Origin of the sequence: Thalassolituus sp. UBA6592, assembly GCF_002433655.1 — a bacterium.
Classification (GTDB): Bacteria; Pseudomonadota; Gammaproteobacteria; order Pseudomonadales; family Oceanobacteraceae; genus Venatoribacter.
Genome location: NZ_DJIO01000107.1, coordinates 645 through 7,982 on the forward strand (window position 1 = coordinate 645; position 7,338 = coordinate 7,982).

Genomic DNA, 7,338 nt, shown 5'->3' on the forward strand with positions numbered 1-7,338 from the left:
GGCGGGGGATTTTGAATCCCCTGCGTCTACCAATTTCGCCACTCTGGCGCATCAGTAGCTCGTCAGTGGCGCGCATATTACCCTGATAATTTTTTGTGTCAACACTTTTTTCTAATGATTTCCTTAACTTAGGGAAGCATCTCCGGTAATCTTGCAGCCCTGTTAAACAACCACTGACTTCTGCTCATGCAGATGGGGTGGACTTCCCATCATAGGGTAAAAATGAAAACCAAAGACTTTGACTTTGACCTGCCGGATGAGCTGATTGCGCGCTATCCGATGGCCGAACGCAGCAGCTCGCGCCTGCTGGTTCTGAACGGCGAAACAGGTAATACTGCGCATCATATCTTCCGCGATCTGCTGAATATGGTGGAACCTGGCGATCTGATGGTGTTCAACAACACCCGTGTGATCCCGGCCCGTCTGTTTGGTGAGAAAGCCTCCGGCGGCAAACTGGAAGCTCTTATAGAAAGAGTAACCGGCGAGCACACGGCTCTGGCGCATCTGCGTTCTTCCCGTTCCCCCAAGCCCGGCAGCATGATCAGCCTCGGCGGAACCGAGGTGGAAGTGACCGGACGTCAGGGCGCCTTATTTGAACTGAAGTTTCTTGATGAACGTCCGCTGCTGAGCATCCTTGAAGACGTTGGCCATATGCCTCTGCCGCCTTATATGGAGCGGGACGATGCAGAAGAAGACCGTGAACGCTATCAGACTGTGTACGCGGAAAAGCCCGGAGCGGTGGCTGCACCGACCGCCGGTCTGCATTTTGACGAGCCATTGTTGGCAGCCTTGAAAGAAAAGGGTGTTAACTTCGCTTACGTCACCCTGCATGTAGGTGCCGGTACCTTTCAGCCGGTAAAAGTCGACAGCATCGAAGAACACGAAATGCATGCGGAATACATTGAGGTTCCGCCGGATGTTGTTGAGGCTGTTAAAGCAACCCGTGCTGCGGGTAAGCGCGTTATTGCGGTGGGCACTACGTCGGTACGCAGCCTGGAGAGCGCCAGTACCTCCGGTGAGATCGAAACTTTCTATGGTGAGAGCCGTATCTTTATTTACCCCGGTTACCGCTTCCGCAGCGTTGATGCCATGGTGACTAATTTCCACCTGCCGGAATCTACGCTGATTATGCTGGTCTCAGCCTTCGCCGGGCGTGATCACACGCTGGCAGCCTATGCCGAAGCCGTGAAAGAAAAATACCGTTTTTACAGTTATGGGGATGCCATGTTCCTGGCCTGCCCGCAAGCGAATGCCGAGGAATCCGTATGACCCGCGAATGTTTTATGAAGTTTGAGCTGATTTCGGAAACCGAAGACAGCGGCAGCAAGGCCCGTCGTGGTCAGCTGACATTCCCCCGTGGCACCATTCAGACCCCGGCGTTTATGCCGGTGGGTACCTACGGCACGGTAAAAGGCCTGACACCCGAGCAGATTAAAGAGCTGGGTGCCGAGATTATTCTGGGTAACACCTTTCACCTGATGCTGCGTCCGGGTACTGAGATCGTCAAACTGCACGGCGATCTGCACGATTTTATCGGCTGGGATAAGCCGATTCTGACCGACTCCGGCGGCTTCCAGGTGTTCAGTCTGGGGGATATGCGCAAAATCACGGAGGAGGGCGTGTCCTTCCGATCACCGGTGAACGGTGAAAAAGTGATGATGACGCCGGAAAGCTCGATGCAGGTACAGCGCGATCTGGGCTCTGACATTGTCATGATCTTTGATGAATGCACCCCGTATCCGGCGACAGAAAAAGAAGCGGCGGATTCCATGCGCATGTCTCTGCGCTGGGCGAAGCGCTCCAAAGATGCTCACGGTGATAACCCGTCGGCTCAGTTCGGTATCATTCAGGGTGGTATGTATGAAGACCTGCGTGATGAGTCGCTGGCCGGCCTGCTCGACATCGGTTTTGACGGTTACGCCATTGGTGGTCTGAGTGTTGGCGAACCGAAAGACGAAATGATGCGCGTACTGAAGCACATTGCGCCGAGAATGCCGGAAGACAAGCCGCGCTATCTGATGGGTGTCGGCAAGCCGGAAGACCTGGTGGAAGGCGTGCGCCGCGGTGTTGATATGTTCGACTGTGTGATGCCGACCCGTAACGCCCGCAATGCGCACCTGTTCATTTCGACCGGTACGCTGAAGATTCGCAACTCGGCCAACAAGACCGATAACGGCCCGGCAGACCCGGAATGTACCTGTTACACCTGCCGTAATTTCAGCCGTGCGTATTTGCATCACTTAGATAAGTGTAAAGAAATATTGGGTGCTACTTTAAATTCGATTCATAACCTCCATTATTACCAGACCCTGATGGCCGGTTTGCGCCGTTCTCTGGAAGAGGGTACATTTGCCGGGTTTGTCGACGAGTTCTATGCCAAGCGGGGCATGAAGACTCCGCCATTAGATGACAGCCCGGCGACAGAGGAATCCGCTTCCTGAGCCAGAGAATACAGCAGCGTGCACAGCGCGCTGCATTTATAAGACTGCTAAAAGACACGAACGACGAAGGGCATGACATGCTCATGTCACAATACATTGGGAGAATCTCTTTATGAAATCTATTCTGGCCGCCCTGGCTTTAACAATGTCTGCATCTGCGATGGCTGAAGGCGGTGCTGCCCCTGAATCCATGGGGGTTATGGGCCAGCTGGTATTCCTTGGCGGCTTCCTGCTGATTTTCTACTTCCTGCTGTGGCGTCCACAGAGCAAACGTCAGAAGGAACACAAAAACCTGATCGGCGGTCTGACCAAGGGTGATGAAGTAGTTACCGCGGGCGGCATGCTGGGCAAAATCGTAAAAGTAACTGACGATTTCGTTGTGGTTGAAGTTTCTGAAGGCGTTCAGCTGCCAATCCAGAAAGTAGCAATCACCGCTGCACTGCCAAAAGGCACGATTAAAGACGTTAAAGCATAAGGCCCGCCCCGGGCTGCAGACGGCCTCTCAATACAGAGGCCGTCTTTTTTTAGAGAAAGGAAAAGGGCAGTTGTATGCTCAATAAATACCCCCTGTGGAAGAACCTGCTGATTGTTCTGGCACTGGTTTTCGCCTGCATTTACGCAGCACCAAACCTGTATCCACCTGATCCTGCTATTCAGGTAACCCCGGCCCGTTCTGGTGCCGAAATGTCAGAAGCAACACTGAAACGTGTACGCGACACTCTGACCAGCGCAAATATCGAATTTTTTGGTGAAGAAGTAACCGGCAGCACGGCGTTATTCCGTCTGACCAGCGCTGATAACCAGTTAAAAGGTAAGGACGCCATTCAGCGTGCCCTGGGTGACGAGTATATTGTGGCTCTCAACCTGGCACCGACAACGCCGGACTGGCTGCTGTCCATGGGTGCCGGCCCGATGACTCTCGGTCTCGACCTCAGTGGTGGTGTGCACTTCCTGATGGAAGTGGATATGGATGACTATCTCAAAGGCCGTATGGAAAACTACCGCGAGGAGTTCCGTAACCGCCTGCGTGAAGAAGATCTCAAGTACCGTCGCATTCAGCTGGATGGTCAGGCACTGGTGATCAGCTTTATTAACTCTGATGTGCGCGCTGAGGGGATGACGTTTGTTGGCCGTAACTACCCTGAATTCCTGATGGATTCTGAAGACGGTGAATACGCTGACCTGCGTCTGAGCATTAAAGAAACCAAAGTTAAAGAATTCGAAGACTACGCCATTAAACAGAACCTCACGACCCTGCGTAACCGGGTGAATGAGCTGGGTGTAGCCGAGCCTCTGGTGCAACGTCAGGGCCGTAACCGTATTGTGGTTGAACTGCCAGGTGTACAGGACACAGCTGAAGCCAAGAAAATTCTGGGTAAAGCCGCTAACCTCGAATTCCGTCTCGAAGCCGAGCCGGGCACCAGTCGCTTCCTGACCGACGAATACGGTTTCCGTAATGACGAATACCGTACCGCGCAACTGCAGAAGAAAGTCATCACCACCGGCGACAGCGTAACCAATGCACAGCCGTCGTTTGATGAAAACGGTTTCCCACAGGTGAATATCGATCTGGATTCCAAAGGTGGCGCCATGATGACGCAGGTTACCCGCAAAGCAGTGGGTAAGCGCATGGCGGTTCTGTTTGTTGAGCGTAAGCCAAAAACAACCTATGAAATGGTTGATGGTAAAGAAACGCCGAAAACTATTCAGGTCGTGGAAAAATCCATTATTTCTCTGGCGACCATTCAAAGCACACTGGGTAACAGCTTCCGTATTACTGGTCTGCAGTCTGCTGAAGCGTCCGAACTGGCTCTGCTGCTGCGTGCCGGTGCTCTGGCTGCACCAATGTACTTTGTTGAAGAGCGTACCGTTGGCCCAAGCCTGGGTAAGGAAAATATCGAACAGGGTATGAACTCTGTGATTCTTGGTCTGGCGCTGGTGCTGTTACTGATGGCCATTTACTACCGCGTATTCGGTATGGTGGCTAACTTTGCACTGCTGGTGAACATCGTGATCCTGATTGCTCTGATGTCCATGATTGGGGCGACCCTGACCCTGCCGGGTATTGCCGGTATCGTGTTGACGGTGGGTATGGCGGTGGATGCCAACGTACTGATCTTTGCCCGCATCCGCGAAGAGCTGAAAGCCGGACGATCGCCACAGCAGGCCATTCATGAAGGTTATAACCGCGCGTTCATTACCATTTTTGACGCCAACCTGACGACTCTGATCGTGGCTGTGATTCTGTTTGCCGTCGGCACAGGTCCGGTGAAAGGTTTCGCGGTCACGCTGTCATTCGGGATTATCACCTCCATGTTCACGGCCATTGTGCTGACCCGCGCCATTATCAATCTGATCTATGGTGGCCGTCGTCTTGAGTCACTGTCTATCGGAGGAAAAGTATGAAAACTCCGGAAATTAATTTTATGAGCATGCGCGGTGCTGCCACCGCGCTGTCAGTCATCATGATTGTGGTGGCCATTGCTGCCATCGCCATGCGTGGTCTGAATCTGGGTCTGGATTTTACCGGTGGTACGCTGCTGGAAGTTCAGTATGAAACCCCTGTGGCACTGGACAGCGTGTCGACTGTGTTGACCGACGCTGGTTACCGCGACGTTACCGTACAGAATTTCGGCTCCGAAACCGATGTGCTGGTACGTATGTCAGAAGCCTTCCGCGACAACCTGGGTAACGAAGTTCTGGGTATTCTGCAGGAACACACCACGGGTAACCATCTGACACTGCTGCGCAGTGAATTTGTGGGCGCTCAGGTGGGTGAAGAGTTGCGTGACGAGGGTGGTCTGGCATTGCTGCTGGCCCTCGCAATCGTGATGATTTACGTTGCTGTGCGCTTCCAGTTCAAATTCTCTGTGGGTGCCGTTGCTGCTCTGTTCCACGACGTAATCATCATTATTGGTCTGTTTGCTCTGTTCCAGTGGGAGTTTGACCTGACCGTGATGGCTGCACTGCTGGCTGTGATCGGTTACTCGCTGAACGATACTATTGTGGTATCGGACCATATCCGTGAGAACTTCCGCGTACTGCGTAAAGGTGATTCAGCAGAAATCATCAACTACTCCATCAATCAGACTCTGGGTCGTACTATTATGACCTCTCTGACCACGGCTCTTGTGCTGCTGGCTCTGATGGTTGTGGGTGGCGACATTATTCATAACTTCTCCGTCGCGCTGATGATTGGTGTGGTTGTGGGTACGTATTCTTCTATTTTCGTAGCGTCCAGTATTCTGATGACGATGAACATCAGTCGTGAAGACCTGATGCCGCCGGAAGTTGAAGAGGTCGATGACCGTCCATAATAATGGGCGATCGTCTGCTGTTTATTTAAAAACGCATCATCCGATGCGTTTTTTTATCGCTGCTGAAAGTCTGCTCAGGCTGATAACAGCGATGCATTTATGGATACAGGAAAGCTATGCTCAGTTATCGTCACGCATTTCATGCCGGTAATTTCGCCGATGTGCTGAAACATCTGGTACAGGTCGAAATCCTTAATTATCTGAAGCAGAAAGATAAGCCATTTGCTTACATTGATACTCATGCCGGTGCTGGTATTTACTCACTGAGCAGCGAAGAAGCGGGCAAGAATGAGGAGTTCCGTACCGGGATTTCCATTTTAAAAGGCAAGCCGCTGGCAGGAACGGAAGATTACCTTGAGGTGGTCGCAGGCTGTAAGCCCGAATGGGATAAAAGCGCTGTGCCGGCTGCTGGTCTGTACCCGGGGTCGCCGCGTATTGCACAGCAGATGTTAAGAGCACAGGATTCTGCTCACCTGTTTGAACTGCATCCACAGGACTTCCGCCGGCTGGATGCTATGGTCGCACGGGATCGCCGCATGCACGCCCATAACAGTGATGGCTTTTCCGGATTACTCGGACTTCTGCCGGTGGCTGAACGCCGCGCTTTGGTTCTGATCGATCCGCCTTACGAAGTGAAAAGCGATTACGACACGCTGGTTGAGACCGTTAAAAAAGCGCACCGTAAATTTGCCACGGGCGTGTATGCGCTCTGGTATCCGGTGGTGGACCGTCAGCGCATTGATAAAATGGAAAAAGCTCTCATAAACAGCGGCATTCCGCGTATCCAGTTATTTGAGCTGGGCGTGGGAGAAGACACCGAAGGCCGCGGCATGACATCGTCGGGTATGATCGTGATTAATCCTCCGTTTACCCTTATGGGCAATATGCAAAAGCTGCTGCCACAGCTGACGCAGCGTCTTGCCGGCGATAATGGCGTCTGGCGCTGTGAAGAGCTGGTGGGGGAGTAATTCTTCAGGCGCTGGTCCAAAAAAAGACAAAGATAAAAAGGCCCAAAATTAAAAGGCCAAAGATAAAAAAGCAGTATGGAACTGATATTCCATGCTGCTTTTTTAGTGGCTGTAAAATGCTCTGCTTATCTGCCGGTTATAAGGCCAGCAGGTCAACTGGCATTCTGTAAACTTCAGTCGTTGCTGTCCACTGAATACTCGGGTTCGTTTTCAGCGATACTGACGTCTTTACCCTGAAACACAACCGGTCGCTGATACGATTTCTGCAGAAGCGATTGGTACTTTGCTTCGATCAGGTGACGCTTTACTTTTAACGTCGGTGTCAGCAGTCCGTTATCTGTGGTCCAGCTGTCCTGCACCACAATCAGGTGATCAAGCACCGCGTGGCTTTCCAGCCGCTGGTTGACCTGTTTCAGCGTCCGTTCCAGGCTGGTGTTAATGTGCGAAGCGTTATGCACTTTGGCTTCCGGTGTCAGCACCAGCAGTGCCACGGGTTGCTTCAGATTGCTGCCGGTGACGCAGATCTGTTCGATGAGTGGATTTTCCATCAGCAGGGCTTCGATCGGCACCGGCGTGACGTATTTGCCTTTCGCGGTTTTAAAGATGTCTTTT

The 7,338-nt window shown here is 52.3% G+C and carries 7 protein-coding genes; 6 read left to right on the forward strand and 1 reads right to left on the reverse strand.

Going from position 1 to position 7,338, the window contains the following annotated elements; all coding sequences use genetic code 11:
- Positions 1–222 precede the first annotated feature (222 nt).
- The 6 genes from queA (at position 223) to B2Z72_RS10010 (ending at position 6,726) form a co-directional block, all read left to right on the forward strand.
- Positions 223–1,269, forward strand: a complete 1,047-nt coding sequence (queA, locus tag B2Z72_RS09985; protein WP_296984692.1) for a tRNA preQ1(34) S-adenosylmethionine ribosyltransferase-isomerase QueA — start codon at positions 223–225, stop codon at positions 1,267–1,269.
- The gene (tgt, locus tag B2Z72_RS09990; RefSeq protein WP_296984689.1) at positions 1,266–2,441 is read left to right on the forward strand and encodes a tRNA guanosine(34) transglycosylase Tgt; all 1,176 of its coding nucleotides are present in this window, start codon (positions 1,266–1,268) and stop codon (positions 2,439–2,441) included. Before queA ends, tgt begins: the two co-directional genes overlap by 4 nt.
- A 112-nt stretch (positions 2,442–2,553) precedes the next feature.
- Positions 2,554–2,916 (forward strand): preprotein translocase subunit YajC, encoded by a 363-nt coding sequence (gene yajC / locus B2Z72_RS09995; RefSeq protein WP_296984688.1) that lies wholly within the window; start codon positions 2,554–2,556, stop codon positions 2,914–2,916.
- A 74-nt stretch (positions 2,917–2,990) separates the two neighbouring features.
- Complete coding sequence (gene secD, locus B2Z72_RS10000; RefSeq protein ID WP_296984687.1) at positions 2,991–4,847, forward strand: protein translocase subunit SecD; 1,857 nt, start codon at positions 2,991–2,993, stop codon at positions 4,845–4,847.
- The gene (gene secF, locus B2Z72_RS10005) at positions 4,844–5,758 is read left to right on the forward strand and encodes a protein translocase subunit SecF (protein WP_296984685.1); all 915 of its coding nucleotides are present in this window, start codon (positions 4,844–4,846) and stop codon (positions 5,756–5,758) included. The genes secD and secF overlap by 4 nt, the downstream gene beginning before the upstream one ends.
- 116 nt (positions 5,759–5,874) lie before the next feature.
- Positions 5,875–6,726 (forward strand): 23S rRNA (adenine(2030)-N(6))-methyltransferase RlmJ, encoded by an 852-nt coding sequence (locus B2Z72_RS10010; protein ID WP_296984684.1) that lies wholly within the window; start codon positions 5,875–5,877, stop codon positions 6,724–6,726.
- A 173-nt stretch (positions 6,727–6,899) separates the two neighbouring features.
- Here the strand turns inward: B2Z72_RS10010 and B2Z72_RS10015 are convergent.
- On the reverse strand, positions 6,900–7,338 hold a 439-nt coding region (locus B2Z72_RS10015; protein ID WP_414716703.1), incomplete at its 5' end, for an AMP-binding enzyme.